Source organism: Priestia sp. YIM B13491, assembly GCF_042787605.1.
GTDB classification, from domain to species: Bacteria; Bacillota; Bacilli; order Bacillales; family Bacillaceae_H; genus Priestia; species Priestia megaterium_E.
This window is the reverse complement of sequence record NZ_JBHZOR010000004.1, coordinates 367147-387908: the sequence shown is the minus strand read 5'-3', so window position 1 is coordinate 387908 and position 20762 is coordinate 367147. Positions and strand designations below refer to the sequence as shown.

Sequence of the window (20762 nt, the reverse complement as noted above, 5' to 3'; positions counted from 1 at the left end):
CAAAAGATATTTTGTTAAAAATTACATAATTATACGGTTTTTGGTCAAATTAATAAAAACTATAGTAAGGGTGCTTTCATTTATGCCTTCATTCTTTAAAAACCAAAAGTCTAAAAATAAGCTTCCCCCTCAGGCAGATCAAACAAGCAGCGAACAAGCAGCTTCTTCTCTTAAGAATCTGCTGTCTGAGAACCTTACCCTCATTAAAGAGAAAACTGGAAACAGCTCAGATATTGTGATTCGTCATTTTAAAATAGGCGTCAATAACAGCTTAGCTGCTGCTATCGTCTACATAGAAGGGATTGTAGATAATCAGGCTATCCAAGATTACTTACTGCAGTCTCTTATGAAAGATAATCAAAAAAACGAACTAAATGATAAAAATGCATTAGAGTTAATTTCCGAAGACATCGTAACAATCGGCAACGTATCGTTTGGAGACAACTGGAATGATTTACTGTCTTCTTTGATGTCAGGAGACAGCCTTCTTATTGTCGATGGCATAAACCGCGTACTCAGCGTGAGTACACAAGGCGGTGAAAAGCGTGCCATTTCAGAATCTACTACCCAAATGGTAGTGCGGGGACCAAAAGGTGCCTTTACTGAGTCTATTGGCACAAACTTAGCCATGGTGCGCCGAATTATTAAAACACCCGACTTATGGCTAGAATCGATGAAGATTGGCCGAGTAACTAAAACGGATGTCACTCTTATGTATATTCATGGCATCGCAAACGATAAAGTTGTAAAAGAAATTCGAAAGCGATTAAAAAATATTGATATTGATAGTATTTTGGAATCAGGTTATGTTGAGCAGCTAATTGAAGATCAAACGGTCACTCCTTTTCCAACTATTTATAATACAGAAAGACCTGACGTGGTGGCAGGTAACCTTTTAGAAGGAAGAATTGCTATTTTTGTGGACGGAACTCCTTTTGTCCTTATTGCTCCCGCTTTGTTCATTCAATTTTTCCAATCGGCTGAAGATTACTACGCACGCTTTGATATTGCGACGTCCATTCGTCTTTTGCGGGTGTTTATGTTTATGATTTCACTTATCGCTCCTGCTACGTATGTGGCGGTTACGACATTTCATCAAGAGATGGTACCCACGACGCTTATTGTAGCTCTTGCGGCACAGCGAGAATCCGTTCCATTTCCCGCGTTTGTGGAAGCTTTTTTTATGGAAGTCACCTTTGAAATTTTGCGTGAAGCAGGGATTCGTTTACCAAAAGCTATCGGCTCTGCCGTATCGATCGTCGGAGCTCTTGTTATTGGGCAAGCAGCGGTTCAAGCGGGGATCGTCTCACCAGCTATGGTTATTATCGTATCGATTACAGCTATTGCTAGCTTTGCAACGCCGTCTTTCGATATGGCTATTTCAGCGCGTTTAATTCGTTTTTTATTTATATTAGGAGCGGCTACATTCGGTTTCTATGGTATTATTCTTATTCTTTTAATGGGAGTTGGACATCTGTGCAGCTTACGTTCATTTGGTGTTCCTTATATGACGCCATTAGCACCGTTTATTCCTGCAAGCAATGAAGATACTTTGATACGGTTGCCATGGTGGACGATGAGAAGAAGACCTAAATTAATTAGTGATAACAAAGTTCGTCAAAGCAAACATCAAAAGCCTGAGCCTCCTTCTTCAAGAGGTATGATTAACCAGGAAATGGAAGAAGATGATCAAAATGAAACGTAAAAGTTTATTTTTACTGGTAATGACCATAATGATGGTATTGCTTACTAGCTGCTGGAGTAAAAAAGAGTTAACGGATCTTGCATTTGTATCGGCAATGGGCATTGATAAAACGAAAGATGGGCGGTATGAGCTTACCTTTCAAATTATTAACCCGGGAAATGTAGCTGGCTTACAAGGGGGCGGCGGTACCCAAAGTCCGCCTGTTACGATCTATTCTGCTTCTGGCGATAATTTAGTTGAAGCAAGCAGACGCGCTTCAGCTAGAATTTCCCGAAGACTTTATTATGCCCATACCAACTTAGTCGTGATCGGAGAAAAATTAGCGCGTGAAGAAGGAATTAACATTCTCATTGATTCTATTGATCGCGATCCTGAGTTTCGAATTACGACTTCCTTAGTAATCGCCAACCAGTCAAGTGCTGCTGATTTGGTAAAAGCACTAACGCCTGTCGATAAAATTCCAGCAAACAAAATTATGAAAACGCTGGAGTTCACTCAAAGAAAATGGGGAGAAAATCTAAAGGTTTCCTTTCAAGAAGTGATGAGATCTCTCGAATCTCCTGGAGGAGAAGCACTAGTCTCGGGTTTTCGTTTAGTTGGAAATCCTCAACAAGCAGAAAAATTAGATAACCTCCAGCAAAGCGCACCAGAAGCTACCCTTCGTGCTTCTGGCATTGCTGTTTTTAAAAATGGAAAGTTAATCGACTGGCTGTACAATAGTCCAGCCAGAGGCAGCGTTTGGATTCTTGATAAAATACAAGGAACCGACATTAATGTAGACTGGAAAGGAAAAAAAGAAGCGCTTGCCTATCAAACAGTTCGTCAAAAAACGGATGTATCTGTAAAAATGGTAAAAGGAAAACCTTATGCGTCCGTTCACACTCGCGTAGAAGGCGATCTTGGAGAAGTGGAGGTCCCTGTTGATACACGTCAACCTGCTGTAATCAAAAAAATGGAAAAAGCTGCAGGTAAAGAAATAAAAAAAGAATTACAAACAGCTATTAAACAAGCTCAGACAGACAAAGTTGACATCTTTGGATTTGGAGAAGCACTAGCACGCACGCGGCCTAATCAGTGGGAAAAACTCAAATCAGAATGGGATGACGTTTATTTTCCAAAATTAGATGTAGACGTTAAAGTAGAAGCTTACATTCGCCGAACAGGTCTGCGCAATAAATCGTTTCTCTCTAGCGTAAAAGAAAAACAACAATGAGGTAAGGAGGTTCTGGCTATATGGAAAAAGCAAAAATTAGCGCCACTCAGTTATTTATTCTCATGGTTTTATTCGAGCTGGGAAGTGCTTTATTAGTTCCTCTTGCAATGAGAGCAAAGCAAGATGCATGGCTAGCTATTTTAATTGGAATGCTGTGCAGTTTTTTCTTCTTTTTAGTTTATCACAAGCTCTATTCCTACTATCCGGACCTCCTGCCCACAGAATATATGCAGAAAATTTTAGGTAAGGCACTGGGAACGCTTCTTGCATTCGTATATATCGTTTATTTTTTATACGATGCATCACGAGTTCTAAGAGATTTCGGAGAGATGCTTCTTACTTTTGCTTATCCCGATACGCCTTTATTTATTGCCAATGCCTTATTAATGCTGGTCATTATCTATATTACCCGAAAAGGAATTGAAGCGATAGCCCGGTCAGGAGAGCTTCTGTTTATTTTTATGTACTTTCTGGCTGTGGCAGGCTTCATCTTAATTATTAGCTCAGGACTAATTGATTTTAAGAACTTACAGCCGGTATTAAAAGAAGGAGTACTGCCCGTTGCAAAAGTTGCTTTAACCGAAACGCTGTATTTTCCTTTCACGGAAGCTATTGTATTTACCATGCTTCTTCCTTATTTGAGCAATCCCAAAAAAGCGAGTGTCACCATGATATGCGCAACGGGATTAAGCGGAATTAACCTAATTATTACGATGATCATTAACATTAGCGTGCTTGGAGTTGATTTGACGACAAGATCACAGTTCCCTCTTCTGAGTACTGTCCAAACGATCCAAGTAGCTGATTTTTTAGAGCGTCTAGATGTATTTTTTATGTTCGCTATGGTTATTGGGATTTATTTTAAAGTTAGCATCTTGTTTTATGCTTCTATAATAAGTACAGCTACTTTATTTAAAATTAAATCGCCTTCCCGTCTAGCGTATCCTTTAGGCATCATTGTGTTATTTCTGTCGGTTACAATCGCTAGTAATTTTCAAGAACACCTTTATGAAGGGCTGCACGTAGCGAGATTTCTTTTACATATGCCGCTATTTTCTATCATACCTATACTGCTTTTGATTATCGCCTTTTTGAAAAATAGGAAGAAGCAGCACAGATAGTATATATCTCTAATAAATAGAAAAATGGCGTTAAAATTATCGAGGTGATGTTCGTGTATATATGGTTTTATGATCATTTTGTTAATACAATCTTATTTCCGCTTACTTGTATCATGCTAGTGTGCCTATCACTAGGGCTGTATGCATACGTTAAGCTAAAAAAAATGAAAAGTGAAGAATAGATAGCTACTCCCTCATTTAAAACAAGAAAGATACAACAAGATAGAAAGCAACTGTTATTCCCGCTGCAATTAAAGCTGGCTTTAATTTATATTTGGCATATTCAATAACAGATAAATCTAATATTTTGGCGATGGTATTCGTATCGTCGCTTAAAGGTGAAGAAAATGCTCCAAAGGAACCGCTCGCAAACACCGCACCGATAATTAATGGCAAAGAAAGATCTGCAGAACTTGCAAGCGATACGCCAAGCGGCATTAAAATCCCCCATGTCCCCCAAGCAGACCCGATAAAGTAAGAAATAGCAGCTCCAAACACAAACATAAAAGGAGTGACAAACATTTGAGGAATCCACTTAGAATGTGCCGTCACAAAATTTGAAAAACCTAAGTCTTCTGTAACAGCGGATAATCCCCATACTACCGATAACAGCAGAATAACGGACATTAAGTCATTGCCTCCTGTGATAAAACCATTAAGCAAATTCTGTAATGTAAAGCGCTGAAACAAGAAAAAAATGAGGGTAATTAACGTAGTGATAATTAAAGCTACTACCATCGCTTCTAGCACGTCTGCTTTAATAAATGCTTCAAAAAAGCTGTGGCTCTTATGATGCCCGCTCCACCATGTTAAAAGTAAAGTAAGTGAAATCACAACAAGTAAAGGTACTAACAGATTCCAAGGCTTAGAAGGCAAATCCTTCGACACGCAAGGATGACAATCATGCCAATCTTTTTCGTCTTCTTCCTCTAGCTTCATAGGAGCCGTAGATGTTGAATGATGAAAAAAACTGAAATAAATCCCTACTAGAATAATCACAATCGAAAAGAAGTTATAAGGAATGCTTTGAATGAACAAAGAATAAGCGTCTTGTTTTATGCCTTGATGATCAATTGCCATTTGAATGATTGAGACCATATACCCTACAAATGCCGTTGCCACAGGAATTAAGACGATAACAGGAGTAGCAGTTGTTTCAATAACAAACCCTAGCTCTGCTGTCGTCATTTTCACTTTTTTCAGCAGCGCTCTCATGATGGGCGCGATCGTCACAAAACGAAATGTGGGAGCACTGAATGTTCCAATGGTTGAAACATAGGTTAAAATAAGGGCTTTTTTTCTTGTATCAATTCTTTCTGCAGCTGTTTCCACAAACCCCTTAACTCCTCCAGCCATCTTAATCATTCCGATAAGCCCTGAAAACGCGTATAAAAAGACGACGATTTCTATATTAATTTTATTTCTAAGAGCTTGTACAACATAGTGAAGTAGCTTTTCAACACCTCCGATAATCGAATGATCAATTAAATAAGCGCCTACTAATAAGCCTAAAAACAACCCTGGCAGCACTTGTTTCGTGAAAATAGCTATGGGAATAACAATTAAAAACGGTATAATCGAAAACCAACTAGATTCCATAGGACTCTCCCCTATCTTAAAAACCATATTAGATGTCTTCACGTATCGTTCATTAGCTTTTAATGTAACCCCAATATTGTGTGTATATTCACGAAAGCAACACGTATAAGCAGTACTGCTTTAATAAAATATTTCTGATTACAAACAGCATAATAAAACTCTTTATTTCTACAACAAAAAAAGCAGCTTGCACATGCAAACTGCTTTTGAAAAGAAGCGGAAGACGAGGTTCGAACTCGCGACCCCCACCTTGGCAAGGTGGTGTTCTACCACTGAACTACTTCCGCGCATATATGAAAGTAAAGATGCGGGTGAAGGGACTTGAACCCCCACGTCATAAGACACTAGATCCTAAGTCTAGCGCGTCTGCCAATTCCGCCACACCCGCGTGTGAATTAAAAGCTAACTCCAAAGTGGCAGGGGCAGTAGGAATCGAACCCACACTGACGGTTTTGGAGACCGTAGTTCTACCTTTAAACTATGCCCCTAGAAATGATTTCTTCAAAAGAACCTCGTTTATTAACGACGCTATATCATAATAAAACATATATGGAATTTCGTCAATAGATCTTTTGATGAATCATAACTAGTACTAGCGGTTTTCAAAAAACTGTGAGGCATATCACAGCTTTTTACACATTACCTTCACCAGCTGCAGTCCTCTTTAATCTCCGCTATTTGTTTTTAGAGACTCTGCTGTAACAAAGTACTATACAAAATATCTCCAAAATCGTGTAAAGACCGAAAGAATATGTAGGAGTGCAGATTTTACAGGAGGCACGTTTTTTTGAGAATCCGTATTAACATCCACAGGTTCTCCCTCATCTCCCACAAGCATACTGTGAGAAATTTTAGCTTCAATAGCTCCTGTTAACTGAGCTGCAAATTCTTCACTATCTATCATAACCATGGATTCAGTATTTAAAAATGCAGAGCGCGAATCTAGGTTAAAAGAACCAACTGCACTTAAACGCTGATCGTAAACAACAGATTTCCCGTGAATTGAATAAGGCTTTTGATATTCATAAAGCTTCGAACCAGCTTTTATGACGCGATTCTTTACTCCCAAGTATGCAGAAAAAGCCATAGCATTTGGAGTGGATGTAATAGAATTAGTTAAAATAATTCTTTGCACTTTTGGTTTTACTCGCTTATCTATATACTGTTCCATCTCTTTTGTTGGTACGATATAAGGGCTTTGAACAACAATGGATTTTTCAGCTTGTTGGGAAAGCTTAATAAACGTTTTCCATATAAAAGGGCTTTTATTTATTCGTTGAATAGGATTTGTAATAAAAGAAATCTTTCTTGTAGGGATCGTTGCTTCTCTCCATACAATATAAGGATGGACAAAAGGTTCGTTTGCTTTTTTGGCCTCTTCGTATTGATCTATCAACAATTTCTTTCCTGAAAGACCGCGAAATTGTTTAGTTTTCTTGAGCTTTGGAAAAGCTTTTCGTGTATACGGATGATTCCATAATTTCTCTACATACTTCTCCATTGAGAGAATGACACTATGACTTTCTTGCTTTGTGTTATAAATCAGCACATCACGGTCATAGACAAAATTTTTATTTGGTTGACTGGCCAAGTATTTATCTCCAATGTTTCGTCCTCCAATAATACCTAATTGGCCATCGACTACTATTATTTTATCGTGAAGACGATTATGCCATGTCCAAGGTTTAAAAATAGTGAAGGGCTCATAGTACTTTAATTCTATATTATTGTGGAAAGCTAGGGCATAAAGAACATTTTTCCTCTTGCCTTTTAGCCCATGAGAGATCCCGTCTAACAGCACGCGAATACGTATACCTCGATCCGCAGCTTCGAATAAAGCGCCCATAAGTAAATCCGAAGAACGACCTTTACCGATGGAAAAGTACGCAATATCAATTGTATGCCTCGCTTCTTGAATCATCTGCATTCGAACAAGCCCTGAAAAATAACCGTTTTCCAAAAGCATAGCTCGGTCTGTAGATTCTTTCTTCCCGTAAAAATTCTCAGTATTCATTACTTTTAAGTCTTTTCCCTTGTGCAAAGGGACATAAAACAGTACCACTGCAGTTACGAATACATATATGAAGTACAATACGACAATCATTATTAGTATGTTTATTAGCATATTTCCTGTCACAATCCCTTTCCATTCTTATCGTTCTGTTTTTATTAGGATTCTTACTTTTTTAACTTCTATACCTTTTAAAATAAGAATGGAATGATGGATTATTTGTTACACCACTGTTGATTTCCGTGCCAGTCTTCGCCTTTCCCTCCAAACAACAGCTAGAAGCAATTATATACACGAAACCTACGTTTACACTACCAATAAAAAAAGCAGAAGTTCATTACCTTCTGCTTTTACAATTTATACTCTCTATTGTGAACCTGCCTAAGTAAAACAGCGGCTCTTTTACTGATTAAGGTCGTTCTCCATATCTTCTATATCTTGCTGAAACTCTGTTAAACGCTGACGCTGTGTTTCAGAAGCATTTTCAAGCGCATTCTCAATTTGCTGAGAGGCTTCATTCACTTCACCTATCGCTTGCTTCGCTTCATGTCCGTACGATGCATCATTTTTAGCTTCATTTGCCTGTTCATATGCATCTACTGCTTCTTTATGCCCCTGCTGTGCTGCTTGAAACGATTGTTGTTTATCTTTATTGTATGGGAATTTTTTCATCATAGTGCTCCTTTCCATTTGTTCACTCTTTAGTGTGGCATTTTTCTACTTATTCATACGACGCTTCAATAGGTTAAAGCTAAGTGAATATTCCTCATAACAAATCCCTCAATCATTTAAGAGCCCTAGAAAATATCTTCTATCTCCTGAAATGCTTTCTATATTTTACAAAAATGTATAATCACTTTCTTTAGCGGACATCATACGAATAGCTTATCTGAACGAAAAAATGTATTGGGGTTGACTGCATGCACTTGTTTCTTTCCTTTTTGATCATTTGTGCAGGGATTATATGGATGGAAATAAAAAGATTACCTCAACACTCTCATAAAAAGGAACGGAACATTTTTATTGTGTTCATGACAATCAGCATCATAATCGCTCTTGCAAAAATCTTTCGGCTGCCTCTACCCAACCCTTCTGATTGGGTAGAAGTAATGTTTCAACCTTTAAGTCACTTATTATTCCGTTGGATCACTTAATTAGTGTATATGGCAAAAGGATGTGCTCATTTTGCTTAATGAAATCAATATTTCAGCTGCGCAGTTTCGCAAATTAGTAACTTTGTATAGCATCGGAAGCACAATTATTGTTGTACCTGCCGCTATTACAGCTGATGCTCATCAAGATGCCTGGATTGCCGCACTCTTTGGTGTAGCATTAGGAATTGGCTTAGTTTTGCTTTTTACCTCACTAGGAAAAATGTTTCCAACGCTTACGCTGATGGAAATGAACGAAAAAATTTTAGGCAAACTATTTGGAAAGATCGTTTCTGTTGTTTTTGTGTTATCCAATTTATTTATCAGCAGTCAAGTTCTTTACTATGTAGGAAATTTTCTCACTACACAAATTCTTCCCTACACGCCGCTTACAGCCATCCACATTGCATTTATGGGTGTGGTCATCGTAGGAGTACGCCTAGGAATAGAAGTTATTGCACGAAGTGCCGAGATTTTATTTCCTTGGTTTGTCGGATTATTCGGACTTCTTATTTTGTCTATGATCCCTCAAATTAAAATAGAGCATATTCAGCCGGTGTTCGAAATCCATCCAAAAGCTTTTATTCGTGCTGTTTTAACGTTTTTAAGCATGAGTTCTTTGACTTATACCATTCTGCTTATGATTTTCCCTTCTCATACACCAGACACAAAAAAGGCAACTCAATCCTTTTATATAGGTAATATAGCCGGTGGACTAGTGATGGTTACGTTAATCTTACTCGGAATTCTAGTACTTGGTCCTTATTACTCCCAAATCACCATGTTTCCAAGCTATGAATTAGGAAGAAGAATTGATGTAGGAAACTTTCTTCAAGGAATTGAAGTAGTCATTGCTATTTTGTGGTTTATTACTCTCTTTTTTAAACTTTGCATTTACTTTTACGCTACTCTTTTGGGGTTTGCCAATGTATTTCATATAAAGGACTACAAACTATTTTCTTTTCCAGTCGCACTCATCATGATTACCCTTTCCCTTATTGTGTATCCAAGCGTTTCTTATCAAAAGGATTGGGATACAAAAACGTGGATTCCCTACAGCTTACTTGTAGGCATCTTATATCCACTTTTCCTTTTAATTGCAGGGTTTATTCAAAACAAAAAGCGGCGTTCTAGCAATGGATAGAAACTCACAAACCTTTAGTAAAGAATGCACCTTCAGTATAAGTAATTATTTTTCAGGAAAATATAACACTAATTATTCATGTATAGGAGCTAGTGTATGCTAGGGGTATTGGGGTTACTTATTGTTTGCACGCTCGTCATTTGGTTTGAAGTACCTAAACTACGGCAAAAAAAGGCGAAGAAAGAACTTTGGCTATTCTATACAGTTCTTGCAATCGGAATGGTCGTAAGCATCTGTAAAGCACTTGGTTTAAATGTTCCAAATCCTTCTGATTTATCAGCTGCTATCTTCAAGCCAATCAGCATATTTTTTACTTCATTTATTATCTTAAGACGTTAAGACGAGGAAGTGAATACAGTGAAACCTGTAGTTAAAATTTCAACGATTCAATTTCGCATGCTCGTTATGCTTTATACAATTGGAAGCACAATTGTTATTGCTCCAGCAGCTATGACTGTAGATTCTAAACAAACCGCTTGGATTCCAGCTATCCTTGGAGTAGTATGCGGATTTGTATTAGTGAAAGTATATATAGCTCTCGGACTGTTATTTAAAGATAAAAATCTGATAGAAATCAATGAAGCAGTGTTTGGAAAATATCTAGGAAAAGGTGTATCTTGTTTATTTGTCACGTCTACTGTCATAACATGCAGCCGCATTGTATACTACGTGGGGAGTTTTTTAAATACACATATTATGATGGAAACTCCGCTGATTGCTATTCACATTATTTTTATGCTTGTGGTTGTGTTCGGAGCAAGACTCGGACTAGAAACCATCGCACGCTGCTGTGAAATATTTTTCCCTTGGTTTATTGGCCTTCTCGGAATTTTCATCTTCTCACTGACTCCTCAAATGAAAGTCGAAAACCTTATGCCTTTATTAGATATTCACTTAAAGCCGCTTACTCATTCGGTTTTCACCTTTCTTAGCATCACTTATTTTACTTTTGCTCCTTTAATGATGGTATTTCCTCTTCATTTAAGAAAACCTGAAAAAGGTGCTAAAGCTTTAATGAGCGGAAGTCTGTTAGGTGGATTTATTATGGTAGCGATCATTCTCTTTTGTATAATGGTTATTGGCTCTTATCATTCTTCAACTACCATGTTTCCTGTATACGAAATGGCTAAGCGAATTGAGCTGGGAAATTTTCTGCAAGGAATTGAAGTAATTATTGCTATTATATGGTTTCTTACTCTTTTCTTTAAAGTTTCTCTTTATTTTCATGCTTCTATCGCTGGGCTTTGCCACATTTTTAACGTCAATGAAACTCGATTTCTAACGCTACCGATGGGGTTAATCATTACAACTTTTTCTATTATCGTTTATCCAACCATTATCTATCAAAAAACATGGTTAGCCGAAACGTGGATTCCCTATAGTTTTTTCGTAGGGGCTTTTTATCCTTTTATTCTTCTTGTTATAGGCTGGATCCGCTTTAGACCTGCTAAAATAAAAAAGATAATAAAATCTACATAAAAAAAAGCAGGTAGTCACCTGCTTTTTTATGCTTGAAGCGCTTGAAGTCCTGCTTGGTTTAAGAAATGCCAAGGCTTATTAAAGTGCGGTTGAAAGAAAAAGTCCATAAAGCCAAGCTCATCGATCGTCATTTCCTGCTGTACACAGACAGACAATGTATTGATTGCTTGAGTAGCATCAATTTTAGAAATAACCTGTGCGCCTACAATTCGTCTTGTTTCTTCTTCATATACTACTTTCAACGTAATATTTTCGTACGTTGGCATGAATTCAGGTCGGTTATTCTCTGATATTGTGATACTTTTCACATTCATATCAAAAAGAGAAGCTGCTGTTTCAGTTATGCCGGTAGATGCAACATTGTAATCATAAATATGCAAGCCTGATGTTCCTTGTGTTCCCATGTACTTAATCGTTGGCTTAACAAGGTTTTGAGCTACTAATGTTCCCATTCTAACTGCATTGGTAGCAAGCGGAATATAGGCATGTTTCTTAATTGGATTGTAATAAATGGCACAGCTATCTCCGGCTGCAAATACATCTTTTTTGCTTGTTTGCATATATTCATCAACTACAATTGCGCCGTTTGGAAGCATGTCTACTTGTCCTTTTACTAAGTCTGTATTTGGACGGAAGCCAACACACAGAATAACAAGATCCGCTTCGTATTCGCCTTCAGTTGTCACTACTTTTTCAACAGATCCCTCCCTGCCTACAAATTTAGTAACCGCTTGGTTTAATGCTAACTTAACTCCTCGATTTTCAAACTCAGTTTCCATTAGATTCGTAAATTCTGGATCAAGATATTTATTTAAAATGCGATCAGCACTATCAATAAACGTCACTTCTTTTCCATACACTTCGAATGCTTCTACTAATTCTGCACCAATATAGCCCGCACCAATTACGGCGATTTTCTTCGCTTGCTTCGCTTTTTCAATAATGTGATTAGCATGCTGATAGTTTTTACAAAGCACAACATTATTTAAGTCGATGCCTTCAAGGTTTGGAATAATCGGCCATGATCCAGTTGTCATCACTAGTTTATCAAATGTATCTTCAAATTCTTCGTTAGTTTCTAAATTTCGTACAGCTATTTTTTTACCCTCTGTATCAATATTCGTAACTTCATGTTTCATTTTCATATTTACACCCATCTCTTGCAATTCAGACGGTGAAGAGTAAAATAAGCCATTTGCATCTTTTACGACCCCGCCTACATAGAGCGCAATTCCACAAGACAAAAATGAAACATTATCATTTCGCTCATAAACTGTAATTTTAGCTTCTGGATAAAGTTCTGCCATATTTTTTACTGCTGCCGTTCCTGCATGTGTACACCCTACTACTGCAATTTTCATAGATGATATCCCCCTTAGGATTATAGAAAATATGATATTGTGAAGTTTTTCACACATATTGTGAAATGTTTCACAATATCTTTTACAATTCTTATTATACAAACATGTTTGTCCTTTTTCAAGAGATATGTGAAAAAAATCACATACTTTTTTAGAAAAATATGTTACAGGGTTCTTTAAATAGCTTTAAAGCTTGATATGATACGCTTTTCTTGCCGATGCGCTGCTGATGAAAAACTTCATCAGCTTGGTTTTTTACGTAGAAACTCACTATCCAGCGCACTCTCCATCAAAAAAATAAGATCGATAAAAGAGTCATCGCTAAAATGATTAGTACCATCACTCCTACTATAAAGAACGAGATTAAACGATCATTCCCCTGCTTTTTCTTTTCATTGTTCCACTCCACCTTACTTACTCACCACTTAATCCATATTAAAGGAAAAAAGTGCGATACCGTGGTATCGCACTTTTCTACATTATTTATCTTTTTTATCTTGAAGAGCTTGTTTTAAAGCATCACCCAAGCTTGAACCAAATGCTCCATCATTGTATTTGTTAAGAAGCTTTCGTTCTTCTCGTTTTGAAATCTTTTTCTTTTTGTCCTCAGCTTTCTCCACTACTTGACATGAACGGCATTGGAAGTACGTACCCGCTTTTCCTGAGTGAATTTCCATTCGCTTGTGACACTGCGGACAGCGTCGATTCGATAGTTTAGGGTCTTTTGCGCGTCTATAGCTGCACTCAAGGCTTGAACAAACGAGCACTCTTCCTTGCTTTGTTTTCTTTTCTTTCAAGAAAGAACCGCATTCCGGACATTTAGAGCCCGTTAAATTATGAGGTTTGTACGTTTGATTACTCGTTTTTACTTGCTTAACTAGCTTTTCTGTTTGTTCGCGAATATTTGTTAAGAACTCTTTTGCATTTCCTTTTCCTTTAGCAATTGCTTCTAAGTCACGTTCCCACTTAGCCGTAAGCTCAGGCGACTTTAACTCATCTGCTACTAGGTCAATCAGCTGCTTCCCTTTTTTGGTTGCGTGCAGACGATTGTTTTGGCGATCAATGGATTCATTTTGCAGAAGTTTTTCAATAATATCTGCACGTGTTGCCGGGGTACCTAAATTATGTTTTTCCATTTGTCCAAGAAGATCCGCTTCTGTATAGCGCTGCGGCGGCTCTGTAAATGCACTTTTCATCGTTACATCTTGAATGGACAGCTTGCTGCCTTCTTCCATATCAGGCAGCTTCACCGTTGCTTCTGAGTCTCCACCAGAAACTTTTTTGAAGCCTGCATTCACGACTTGCTTTCCGCTTGCTACTAACTGTTCCCCATTTACTTCAATCTCTGCTTTAACCACTTCATACTCATATGCAGGATAAAATAATGAAATAAATCGCTTTGCAATTAAGTCATACAGCTTTCGTTCATCAGCTGATAAGTCCTGGAGAAATACAGGCTGATCCGTTACGATAATAGCGTGGTGATCACTTACTTTTTCGTTATTAACCACTCGCTTTGGCAACTGTGCATTTCTTAAAATTGGACGAACTTCTTCTTTATATACAGCAGAGATGCTTTCCAAGCGCTCTTTCATAGTAGAAACCATATCTGTTGTTAAATAACGAGAATCTGTACGTGGATACGTGACTAACTTATGCTGTTCATATAACTTTTGAAGTACATTCAATGTCTTCTTAGCAGAGAAGTTAAAGCGTTTGTTAGCATCTCGCTGCAGTTCGTTTAAGTCATAAGGAAGCGGCTGCGCTTCTTTATGCATTTTGCGTTTAATTGTTTTTACAACTGCCTCACCTGATAATTTTGAGTGCAGCTCTTTTGCGCGTTTTTCATCAAAAATACGCTTTTCATTGCCCTTTTGCCAAGCGGCTTCAAAAGATGAAAACTGAGCTGTAAGCGTCCAATATTCACTAGGTTTAAATGTATTGATTACTTGTTCACGCTCAATTATCATTGCAAGCGTCGGTGTTTGTACCCTTCCTGCCGACAATGGTTCTTCATATTTAGTCGTTAACGCTCTCGTTACGTTTAAACCGATAAGCCAATCGGCTTCTGAACGGCAAACGGCTGAATCATACAAGCGATTAAACTCTTTTCCTGGTTTTAACTGTTTAAATCCGTCACGAATTGCTTTATCCGTTTGAGACGAAATCCAAAGGCGTTTAAACGGCTTGTTCCAGCGTACCTTTTCCATAATCCAGCGTGCTACAAGCTCTCCTTCCCGCCCTGCATCAGTCGCAATAATTAACTCACCAATATCCTTTCTTTTTGCTAGATCGGATACTGTACGAAACTGCGAGCTCACTTTACGAATTACTTTTAATTTCATTTTCTCAGGCATGATTGGCAGATCTTCTAAGCGCCATGTTTTATATTGGTTATCATAATCCTCTGGTGTTTGTAATTCAACTAAATGACCGAGTGCCCATGTTACGACATACTTTGGTCCTTCAATATACCCTTTTTTTGTTTGTGTGCTGCCAAGTACGCGCGCAAGATCACGTGCTACACTTGGCTTTTCTGCTAATACAAGTGATTTCATTTTATGTATACCTCCAATTCACTTGTTCCATTATACATGATTGTATACCTTTTGTACGACTTCAAGATTAAGTTTACATAATCATATTATAATAAATAAAGCTGAAGAATTTCTCTTCAGCTTCGAGCTACTTCTTTTTATAAAATAGTCGCGAGATAATTAAACCGATAGCTCCTAAGACGATAAATAACAAGGCCCGTATAGCCATTGGGATAAAAGGTAAATCGTATAAAATGAGTTTAAAAAGTGTTAAGAACAAAATGCCCACGCCGATATACGTTGCTGTTTTAAACGTTTTAAGTGATCCTATTACAAATGCTGCAATGGACATCCCTAACCAAACGGCCGTCATAATAAGCGTTTGCGGATTAGTGGAAAGGTGATTGGTGCCAGCGACCGTCACTTCTGTAGCAAAAATTAAAGAAAGAATAGAAAAAACAATACTTCCTCCAATTTTGAATATATCGTGCTCATCCCGTTCTGTTTTTTGAATGCTGATCCATATAAATACTGGAATAGAAGCTAACACAACAATCCAATTTAATGTCGGAAGAGACAGCACTCGTTCGATTGGTGTAACTAAGATATACGTTGCACTCAGTATATAAATCGTATAAGAAAATAGTTGATGAAGTAGATTTTTATACGTTATGGCGATATAGTAAACAGCAAGTCCTTGAATCACATATAAAATAACTCCTTCTCTTAAATCGACGAGCTGATGAATAAAAAACGCTACTGCAACAATTAAATAGGTAATAAAAAATTCAAATTTCTCTTTAGAACTTCTTACTGCGTAAACACCTAATGCGTAAATAATAACTAGCGCAAGCAGCACCATTGTGGTCGTGCCATCGTCAAAAACGGCGAGCAGCCAGCCGTACGTAACTGCTAAACTCGATAAAAGGGTAAACGCATATACTTGGAGTACGGATTGTGATAGAAAAAAACTTGAAATTAAGCATAAATGCTGAATAAGAATTGCCATACCTAATAACTCTTTTACACCATTATCACCGACAAACGAGTAATAAATGAGTAGCGTAAGATTTAATAGTACCGCGGAAAGAACATATAAAATTGAATATTTTTGTTTGATTGCCACATATAAAAAGGCAATATACAGAAGCGTTTCATAGCCAATGAAAACGAGCGCATTAGGCGAATTACTTTCAATAAGAAAAGGAACTAGTACGCCTCCAACCGCGCTAATAATACCTAATGCCTGTGAACGATAAAAGACTGTCGCGATAATCCCTAGGATAATCCAGCTCGCATTTAGTATAAAAGCAAGCATTGGTCCCGCTAAATGATACAGGCTATGCATCGCAAACGTCGTTAACATGAGGATAGGAATAGCTCCTCCTACAAGTACTTGCCCGAGCACCAACCTGCCCTTTTTAATTTGGAAATGACCTGTCACAGCAAAACCTATTGAAACAGCGAAACCGAGAACAACTTTTGCTTTTTCATTCATTAACCCATAGTCAGAGGCTGCTTTAAATCCCCATAGCACGCCAATAATAAATACAAAAATAAAAATTCTCGGCAGCCATGTTTGAAAAAGGACTTTTTCCCAATCAACGGGTTCTTCTATTGCCTGTGAGCTTTTAGCTGCTGTTTGAGCAGGACGTTTAGTCGTCTCCTCACGCTGCTTGGGAGGAGCGTGAACTGTTTTTGGTCTTGGAGAATTTGTTTTATATACGAGCGACTTTAGCCTGGCTACGTCTTCTTCTAAACTGCTTATTTTTCGTTCAAGTTCTTCTATTCTTTCTTTTTCCATTTTCTCTCACCCTTTCTCTTTAAAGTATTTGTGATGTTTATATGTATATCTAACAGAACTTAACTATTATACCATTAAAAGGGATATCACTTAGAAACATTCTATTTTAAGCAAAAAAAAATACAGCGCCCTTTTCAAAAGAAAAGTTCGTTGTATAGGATGTGCTGCATTTTTTATGTCACTTTCTCGCTGTATGTACTATGAAATCCCGCTTCGATGTGGGCTACTTGAAAGCTATGGTGACCAATTAAATATTTAACAATATCCACACGGTCAATTTTACCGGGCTTATTATTCATTGCTTCTCGCACCATAGATTGAAATGTTTCTTTGCAAAACTTCTTTTCATGAAGCAGAATCGTTTCACAATACTCTTCATGGTCTCCCTCTGAAATACGATAATAATGCATTTCTTTCACCCCTTTTTAATGTTATACCTATTACATACCCCAAATATTGCTATTTTAACAAATTAATTTTATTATTCTTTATTTTTCCATATATATGGTTTATAGGGCAACGTTTCGAAACTCGTCGTTATAAATGCTAATTTGAAGCCGCTGAGAAAAACGTTCTTGTTCGATATATGTTTCAGGCATTAATCCAACAGGATATACCTTAGGGTTTTCGCCACTGCCTAATATGTATACATACATCTTTCCTTCGCTTGTATATCGAACTTTCGTCGAAATACCCCCTTGCCCTTGAAGAGGCGCATAAACAGCTCTTACATTATCTCTTATTTCTTGTACAAACCCATGCAGTTCAACATCAGAATCATAATAATGGTTTGCTTCATACAAGCCGTAAATACGAGACTTATCGATATCACACAATATGTTCCAAAATTCAGATAAATCTTCTTGGAACAACACTTGAATAAAATTCCGTGCAGCTTCTTGCTGTTCGTTTGTTAATTCTTTTGTTAGCGCAAACTCTTCATTTTTTAACATCTCAGTCACCTCCCTTTTGTATGTAATACGACAAGAGATAAAAATAACCTCTTTTTTTCAACTTATTAGCAAGCAATTTATTTTTTTACATTAAAAATTGAAAAGTTATTTTGACTAAGGCGTCAGAATAACTTTTCAATTACTGTAGAATAATTACGTGAAATATTCGATTTTTGCATTCGGAAAATACTGATCAATGTAATATTCTAATGTTTCTCTTAACTCTTGCTCTTCATCTTTTGCGTATACATACTTTCCAATTCCATAACGCCCCCATTTGTAGCGACGCTCCTCTTCATTCATCTCAAGCTTTGTTTTCGGATAATTTTTCTCAATTACCCGCTTGGCCGGCTTGGTAAAGCGATGCTGAATCATTTCAAACGTAATATCATCTCTTGACTCCTCAGGTATAGAGGCGTCAAGCTTTTCAAACAACTGACGGTATCCCTCTTGCCAACCTTCATGAATGTAAATAGGCGCCACAATAAAGCCAAGTGGATATCCGGCTTTTGCAACTTTATTAGCAGCTTCAATCCGGTAATCAAGAGGAGATGTACCAGGTTCAAAGTTTTTTATAACATAATCTGCATTTATGCTAAAGCGGAAGCGCGTGCGACCATTATGTTTAGCATCCAATAAATGATCCACGTGATGAAATTTAGTCACAAAGCGCAGTTGACCTAGTTCACTTTCCCCAAAATATTCAATCGCGCGCTTTAATGAATGTGTTAAATGGTCAATTCCTACGATATCAGATGTACAAGCCGCTTCAAATCGCGTTATTTGAGGGGCTCTTTCCTGCATATATTGCTCTGCTTGACCTAATATTTCTTCAACATTCACGTACGTGCGAATATATGGTTTGCTTCCCATTGTTGTCTGCAAATAACAATAGTGACAGTGCCCCATACACCCTGTTGCAAACGGTATTGCATATTCAGCTGACGGTTTAGATGTATCAAATTTCAATGTTTTACGCACGCCAACTACTAAAGTCGACTTGGCATTGCGGTATTTTTGCAAATCATTTTTTCCCGGTATATTACGCACTTGATTATGGGAAGTTGTTTGACGAATCTCAATTCCCATCTTCTCAAATTTTTCTTTTAATTGAACACCAAGCGGGTACTCCATTGCCCCTGGCTCAATATATACTAATTGAGGTACAAAAGGTTTTATCATCATGTACACTTCCTTTTTTCTAATACTAATAGCGTTTGAAAAATAAAAAGACTCTATCCTTGGTAATTATTTTTCAAACAAAAAAGACTCTCCGTTTAAGAGAGCCTTGCATCAGTCATATTGTTCATAATCAAATATCTTATTATACATTTTTTCAGCTTCTTCATACGTTGAATATACGGCATCATCTTCAGCTAACAAATGGTAAGACTCATGTAAAAACAGCGCCTTTTCACCTTTGTTTTCGGGATGTTCAACAATTTCAGCTTGATTAATATTCGCAACGTTTGCCGTATGAGGATTTCGGTAAATAACAAATACTTGATCTCCCACTTGATATTCTTTTTTCTCCACGATCATCATCCTTTTCTTCTTTCTTTACTCGTATGATGTCCGCTTTTGCTCATTTTATCCGGTAAAAACACCTCATGGCATCATCAAAAATTCATACGCTTTTACGCTCAATAAACCGAAAAGGGAGCTCAATTTTCTGAGGAGTCTTACTTCCAACTAATGTAAAAAGCGTTTCTCCCATTTCCTTAAGAGGAAGTTCGATCGTTGTTATTTGTAAATAAGAAGAAAGCGGATGATTATCAAAACCAATGATAGCTAACTCACCAGGAACTGAAATACCCGCTTGTTCGCACTGAGCTTTTATTCCGATAGCTACTTGATCGTTTGTTACTAAAAGCGCCTGAGGCCGATTTTTCATCTGCACTAATTTTTCCACCACTTTTTCACCATCTGTCACGTTCAAACAGCCTTGAAAAACCCATTCCGGATGATAAGGCTGATTTATTCTTTCTACATATTCTTTGTATGCTTGTTGCCGCTGTTGACTATTCGTACCCGTCATTCTTCCAATACAGTAGCCAATATCCGTATATCCTTTTTCTTTTAAATACATAAGCGCCTGTTTAAAAGCTGCATAATGATCAACGTATACGGAGCGAATAGAACGATTCTGTACGTTTTCGCACACGGCTATCGGTCCGTACTGCTGATAATATTCAATCGTGCTCCAGCTGCTTGCTCTAGAACAAATAATCACTCCATCAACTTGCTTTGTTTTTAGCATATGAAGCGCTTCTTCTTCTTTTTTCACATCATAGTTCGTCTGACAAATAACAAGCTGATACTGCTTTTCTAACGCTTGAGATGCCACTCCTTCTAAAAGCAGACTAAAATACGGATGATTAATAAAAGGCAAGACGACGGCAATCATATTTGTTTTCCCTTTTGATAAGTGAACGGCATTAATGTTTTGTTCATAATTAAGTTCGTGAATAACCTGCTCTACCAGCCGGCGTTTTTCTTCTTTTACATACGGATGATGATTTAGCACCCGGGATACAGTCGAAACAGATACACCAGCTTTTTTTGCGATATCTCGGATATTTGTCATGTTTTCACCTTTTTCTCTTGCGCTGAAACGCGTTTCATACTTTATTCTCATTATAAAGTGAAACAGCAAGAAGCTAAACCCGTTACCATCGTGTTTT

Annotated in this window: 17 protein-coding genes and 3 tRNA genes; 6 read left to right on the top strand and 14 right to left on the bottom strand. The window is 37.5% G+C overall.

The genetic code is table 11. The features are described from left to right. Nucleotides 1-82: 82 nt before the first annotated feature. From ACFX4E_RS16940 to ACFX4E_RS16930, 3 genes are read left to right on the top strand one after another with little or no spacing between them, the layout of a single operon-like run. Nucleotides 83-1705 carry a spore germination protein gene (locus ACFX4E_RS16940; RefSeq protein WP_377237972.1) on the top strand — a complete coding sequence of 541 codons (1623 nt, stop codon included), beginning with the start codon at nucleotides 83-85 and terminating at the stop codon, nucleotides 1703-1705. Continuing rightward, complete coding sequence (locus tag ACFX4E_RS16935; RefSeq protein ID WP_377237973.1) at nucleotides 1695-2918, top strand: Ger(x)C family spore germination protein; 1224 nt, start codon at nucleotides 1695-1697, stop codon at nucleotides 2916-2918. The genes ACFX4E_RS16940 and ACFX4E_RS16935 overlap by 11 nt, the downstream gene beginning before the upstream one ends. Nucleotides 2919-2938: 20 nt before the next feature. After that, a complete protein-coding gene (locus ACFX4E_RS16930; protein WP_377258619.1) occupies nucleotides 2939-4039 on the top strand; it encodes a GerAB/ArcD/ProY family transporter in 1101 nt (366 codons plus the stop codon). 198 nt (nucleotides 4040-4237) lie between these two features. On the opposite strand, the gene ACFX4E_RS16925 is transcribed toward ACFX4E_RS16930, so the two are convergent. The 6 genes from ACFX4E_RS16925 to ACFX4E_RS16900 all read right to left on the bottom strand — a co-directional run bounded on the left by ACFX4E_RS16925 (nucleotide 4238) and on the right by ACFX4E_RS16900 (nucleotide 8321). Continuing rightward, nucleotides 4238-5638 carry a Na+/H+ antiporter NhaC family protein gene (locus ACFX4E_RS16925; RefSeq protein WP_377237974.1) on the bottom strand — a complete coding sequence of 467 codons (1401 nt, stop codon included), beginning with the start codon at nucleotides 5636-5638 and terminating at the stop codon, nucleotides 4238-4240. A gap of 215 nt (nucleotides 5639-5853) precedes the next feature. Further along, a tRNA-Gly gene (locus tag ACFX4E_RS16920) sits at nucleotides 5854-5925 on the bottom strand. A 19-nt stretch (nucleotides 5926-5944) separates the two neighbouring features. Then, nucleotides 5945-6026 (bottom strand) — tRNA-Leu (locus ACFX4E_RS16915). A gap of 26 nt (nucleotides 6027-6052) precedes the next feature. Then, a tRNA-Trp gene (locus tag ACFX4E_RS16910) sits at nucleotides 6053-6126 on the bottom strand. Nucleotides 6127-6347: 221 nt separating this feature from the next. After that, nucleotides 6348-7742 carry a phospholipase D-like domain-containing protein gene (locus ACFX4E_RS16905; RefSeq protein ID WP_377579827.1) on the bottom strand — a complete coding sequence of 465 codons (1395 nt, stop codon included), beginning with the start codon at nucleotides 7740-7742 and terminating at the stop codon, nucleotides 6348-6350. Between the two features lie 309 nt (nucleotides 7743-8051). Beyond that, on the bottom strand, nucleotides 8052-8321 hold the full coding sequence (locus tag ACFX4E_RS16900; RefSeq protein ID WP_028408625.1) for a hypothetical protein: 270 nt from the start codon (nucleotides 8319-8321) through the stop codon (nucleotides 8052-8054). Nucleotides 8322-8825: 504 nt separating this feature from the next. Here ACFX4E_RS16900 and ACFX4E_RS16895 point away from each other — a divergent pair. The 3 genes from ACFX4E_RS16895 (at nucleotide 8826) to ACFX4E_RS16885 (ending at nucleotide 11423) form a co-directional block, all read left to right on the top strand. Further along, entirely contained in the window at nucleotides 8826-9944 is a 1119-nt protein-coding gene (locus ACFX4E_RS16895) for a GerAB/ArcD/ProY family transporter (RefSeq protein ID WP_377237975.1), read from the top strand. Between the two features lie 96 nt (nucleotides 9945-10040). Next, a complete protein-coding gene (locus ACFX4E_RS16890; protein ID WP_377237976.1) occupies nucleotides 10041-10283 on the top strand; it encodes a hypothetical protein in 243 nt (80 codons plus the stop codon). Between the two features lie 18 nt (nucleotides 10284-10301). Continuing rightward, nucleotides 10302-11423, top strand: a complete 1122-nt coding sequence (locus tag ACFX4E_RS16885; RefSeq protein ID WP_377237977.1) for a GerAB/ArcD/ProY family transporter — start codon at nucleotides 10302-10304, stop codon at nucleotides 11421-11423. A gap of 26 nt (nucleotides 11424-11449) precedes the next feature. On the opposite strand, the gene ACFX4E_RS16880 is transcribed toward ACFX4E_RS16885, so the two are convergent. From ACFX4E_RS16880 to ACFX4E_RS16845, 8 genes are all read right to left on the bottom strand, one after another. Beyond that, on the bottom strand, nucleotides 11450-12784 hold the full coding sequence (locus ACFX4E_RS16880) for an FAD-dependent oxidoreductase (RefSeq protein ID WP_098432738.1): 1335 nt from the start codon (nucleotides 12782-12784) through the stop codon (nucleotides 11450-11452). 479 nt (nucleotides 12785-13263) lie between these two features. After that, nucleotides 13264-15342, bottom strand: coding sequence for a DNA topoisomerase III (locus ACFX4E_RS16875; RefSeq protein WP_377237978.1), 2079 nt, complete (start codon nucleotides 15340-15342; stop codon nucleotides 13264-13266). Between the two features lie 127 nt (nucleotides 15343-15469). Continuing rightward, a complete protein-coding gene (locus tag ACFX4E_RS16870; protein WP_377237979.1) occupies nucleotides 15470-17125 on the bottom strand; it encodes a DUF2339 domain-containing protein in 1656 nt (551 codons plus the stop codon). Nucleotides 17126-17298: 173 nt separating this feature from the next. Beyond that, complete coding sequence (locus ACFX4E_RS16865; RefSeq protein WP_013056931.1) at nucleotides 17299-17535, bottom strand: hypothetical protein; 237 nt, start codon at nucleotides 17533-17535, stop codon at nucleotides 17299-17301. A gap of 99 nt (nucleotides 17536-17634) precedes the next feature. Further along, nucleotides 17635-18078, bottom strand: a complete 444-nt coding sequence (locus ACFX4E_RS16860) for a hypothetical protein (protein WP_025752277.1) — start codon at nucleotides 18076-18078, stop codon at nucleotides 17635-17637. A 153-nt stretch (nucleotides 18079-18231) separates the two neighbouring features. Then, nucleotides 18232-19260, bottom strand: a complete 1029-nt coding sequence (gene splB, locus ACFX4E_RS16855; protein ID WP_025752275.1) for a spore photoproduct lyase — start codon at nucleotides 19258-19260, stop codon at nucleotides 18232-18234. 111 nt (nucleotides 19261-19371) lie between these two features. Continuing rightward, the gene (locus ACFX4E_RS16850) at nucleotides 19372-19620 is read right to left on the bottom strand and encodes a transcriptional regulator SplA domain-containing protein (protein ID WP_016764006.1); all 249 of its coding nucleotides are present in this window, start codon (nucleotides 19618-19620) and stop codon (nucleotides 19372-19374) included. A gap of 85 nt (nucleotides 19621-19705) precedes the next feature. Further along, nucleotides 19706-20665 (bottom strand): LacI family DNA-binding transcriptional regulator, encoded by a 960-nt coding sequence (locus tag ACFX4E_RS16845; RefSeq protein ID WP_060745714.1) that lies wholly within the window; start codon nucleotides 20663-20665, stop codon nucleotides 19706-19708. Nucleotides 20666-20762: the final 97 nt, after the last annotated feature.